4 pseudogenes are annotated in these 3,742 nt (G+C 66.3%); all 4 read right to left on the minus strand.

What is annotated here, in order from left to right:
• Nucleotides 1–300, minus strand: a pseudogene (locus ASE48_RS33445) (hypothetical protein); the annotation flags it as partial.
• 1 nt (nucleotide 301) lies between these two features.
• A pseudogene (locus ASE48_RS16540) lies at nucleotides 302–2,758 on the minus strand (pyruvate carboxylase); the annotation flags it as partial.
• 90 nt (nucleotides 2,759–2,848) lie between these two features.
• A pseudogene (locus ASE48_RS33450) lies at nucleotides 2,849–3,190 on the minus strand (lipoyl synthase); the annotation flags it as partial.
• 1 nt (nucleotide 3,191) lies between these two features.
• Nucleotides 3,192–3,742, minus strand: a pseudogene (locus tag ASE48_RS33455) (lipoyl synthase); the annotation flags it as partial.

The raw sequence follows: 3,742 nt of genomic DNA on the forward strand, positions 1-3,742 counted from the left end.
GTCGGGATCGGCGGCGAACTCCGCGGCATCCGCGCCCGCCCCCACCAGGGCCAGCGCGAGATCGCCGACCACCTTGGACGACGGGGTCACCTTGATCAACCGGCCCAGCACCCGATCGGCACCGGCGTAAGCGTTCTCGACATCCTCGAACCGGTCCCCGAGCCCCAACGCGACGGCCTGGGTCCGCAGATTGGAGAGCTGCCCGCCCGGGATCTCGTGGGTGTAGACCCGACCGGTCGGGGCCGGCAGCCCGGCCTCGAACGGCTCGTAGACCTTGCGCAGCGCCTCCCAATACGGTTCNCCGACCGGTCGGGGCCGGCAGCCCGGCCTCGAACGGCTCGTAGACCTTGCGCAGCGCCTCCCAATACGGTTCCAGGTCACACACCGCGGCCAGGTCCAGACCGGTGTCGAACTCGGTGTGCGCGGTCGCGGCCACGATCGCCGAGAGAGCGGGCTGACTCGTGGTGCCCGCCAACGGCGACGATGCCCCGTCCACCGCCGACGCCCCGGCGGTCCAGGCCGCCAGATAGGTGGCCAACTGCCCGCCCGGGGTGTCATGAGTGTGCACGTGAATCGGCAGATCGAACCGCTCCCGCAACGCCGAGACGAGTGTGGTGGCCGCTTGAGGACGCAGCAGCCCGGCCATGTCCTTGATGGCCAGCACATGCGCCCCGGCATCCACGATCTGATCGGCCAAGCGCAGGTAGTAGTCCAGGGTGTACAGGTCTTCGGCCGGATCGGAGAGGTCACCGGTGTAGGACATCGCAACCTCGGCGACCGCAGTCCCGGTCTCACGCACCGCATCGATCGCCGGGCGCATCGAGTCCACGTTGTTCAGCGCATCGAAGATCCGGAAGATATCGATACCAGTTGTCGTGGCCTCTTGGACGAAGGCCTGGGTGACCAGCTCCGGGTACGGGGTATACCCGACGGTGTTGCGCCCGCGCAGCAGCATCTGCAGACAGATGTTCGGGATCGCCTCCCGCAGCGCCGCCAACCGCTCCCACGGGTCTTCCTTCAAAAAGCGCAGCGCCACATCATAAGTCGCCCCACCCCAGCACTCCACCGACAACAACTGCGGGGTCAACCGCGCAATATAGGGCGCCACCGCCAGCAGACCCGACGAGCGCACCCGAGTCGCCAACAGCGACTGATGCGCATCACGGAACGTAGTGTCGGTGACACCGAGAGCGGGTGAATCGCGCAGCCACGCCGCGAAACCCGTCGGCCCGAGTTCCTCGAGTTTCTGCTTGGAACCGGCCGGCGGTGTGACACTCACATCCAGTGGCGGCAGCTTGTCGTGCGGGTACACCGTGGAGGTCCGCTCACCGTGCGGCTTGTTGACCGTCACCTCGGCCAGATAATTCAGGATCTTGGTGCCGCGATCAGCCGGGGTGCGCGCGGTCAGCAACTGCGGGCGCTCATCAATGAACGAGGTCGTCACCCGGCCCGCCCGGAAATCCGGATCATCGAGCACCGCGAGCAGGAACGGGATGTTCGTGGACACACCACGAACCCGGAACTCCGCCAACGCACGCCGCGCACGCGTCGCAGCCATCGCGAAATCCCTACCACGACACGTCAACTTCACCAGCATCGAATCGAAGTGCGCGCTGATCTCCGCACCCAGATGGGTACCACCGTCCAGTCGGATACCCGCACCACCCGGTGACCGGTAGCCGGTGATCCGCCCGGTATCGGGACGGAAACCATTGGCCGGATCCTCGGTGGTGATCCGGCACTGCATCGCCGCGCCACGAATCTGAATCGAATCCTGGCTCAACCCCAGATCATCCAGCGTCTCCCCCGCCGCGATGCGCAACTGCGAAGCCACCAGATCCACATCGGTGATCTCCTCGGTCACCGTGTGCTCCACCTGGATCCGCGGGTTGCACTCGATGAACACATGATGGCCGCGCTCATCGAGCAGGAACTCGATGGTGCCCGCGCAGAAATAGTTGATATGCCGCGCCAGCGCCACCGCATCAGCGCAGATCCTCTCCCGCACCGCCGGGTCCAGATTCGGGGCCGGGGCGAGTTCGATGACCTTCTGATGGCGGCGCTGCAAACTGCAGTCGCGCTCGAACAGATGGATCACCTTGCCCGCACCATCGGCCAGGATCTGCACCTCGATATGGCGGGGATTGATCACCGCCTGCTCCAGGTACACCATCGGATCACCGAACGCCGATTCCGCCTCACGAGACGCCGCTTCGATCGCCTCGGCCAGATCCGATGCCTCGGCCACCCGGCGCATCCCGCGGCCACCACCACCGGAGACCGCCTTCACGAACAGCGGGAACGTCATCGTCTTGGCGACTTCAACGAGTTCGTCCACCGAAGCCGAGGGCTCCGAGGACGCCAGCACCGGCAGGCCGGCCTCCCGTGCCGCGGCGATCGCCCGTGCCTTGTTTCCCGTCAGCTCCAACACATCCGCCGACGGGCCCACGAACGTGATGCCCTCGGCCGCACACGCCGCGGCCAGTTCCGGGTTCTCCGACAGGAAGCCGTAGCCCGGGTAGACCGCGTCCGCGCCGGCATGCTTGGCCACCCGGATGATCTCGTCCACCGACAGATACGCCCGCACCGGATGACCCTCATCACCGATCTGATACGACTCGTCGGCCTTGAGCCGGTGCAACGAGTTGCGGTCCTCGAACGGATACACCGCGACCGTCGAGATATTCATCTCAGTCGCCGCACGGAACGCGCGAATGGCGATCTCACCGCGGTTGGCCACCAGCAGTTTGGAAATCACGTCGTCCTCGCATGAATAGCAGTTGTGAATGGTCTTGTTCGGTGCCGACGCAGAGCCCAGTACGTTGCCGTCTTCCCCTGCGCCTGCATGTCAGTCAGCGCGCGGCCTCAAGCCCGCGGCCTGTTGATACAACTTGCCCGCGCGGTAGGAGGACCGGACCAGCGGACCGGCCAGCACGCCGGCGAATCCGACGTTTTCGGCGAACGTCGTGAACTCCACGAATTCGTCGGGATGCACCCACCGGTCCACCGGGTGATGCCGCGGCGACGGGCGCAGGTACTGGGTGATGGTGACGATGTCGCAGCCGGCCTCGTGCAGGTCGACCAGCGCGGTACGCACCTCATCGGGTGTCTCGCCCATGCCCAGGATGAGGTTGCTCTTGGTGACCAGACCGAAGTCGCGGGCGGCGGTGATGACATCGAGGCTGCGCTGNCGCACCTCATCGGGTGTCTCGCCCATGCCCAGGATGAGGTTGCTCTTGGTGACCAGACCGAAGTCGCGGGCGGCGGTGATGACATCGAGGCTGCGCTGGTAGCGGAAGGCAGGCCGGATCCGCTTGAAGATGCGCGGCACGGTTTCGACGTTGTGCGCGAACACCTCCGGGCGCGACTCGAAGACCTCTTCGAGCAGTGCAGGGACCCCGTTGAAGTCCGGGGCCAGCAGCTCCACGCCGGTGTTCGGGTTGAGCGCGTGGATCTGGCGGACCGTCTCGGCGTACAGCCAGGCCCCGCCGTCAGGCAGGTCGTCGCGGGCCACACCGGTCACCGTCGAGTAGCGCAGCCCCATGGCCTGCACGCTCTCGGCGACCCGGCGCGGTTCGTCACGGTCGAGCTCGGCGGGCTTGCCGGTGTCGATCTGACAGAAGTCGCAGCGCCGCGTGCACTGCTCGCCACCGATGAGGAAGGTGGCCTCGCGGTCCTCCCAGCATTCGTAGATGTTGGGGCAGCCGGCCTCTTCGCACACGGTGTGCAGACCCTCGCGCTT

The organism is Mycobacterium sp. Root265 (assembly GCF_001428895.1).
GTDB lineage: Bacteria > Actinomycetota > Actinomycetes > Mycobacteriales > Mycobacteriaceae > Mycobacterium.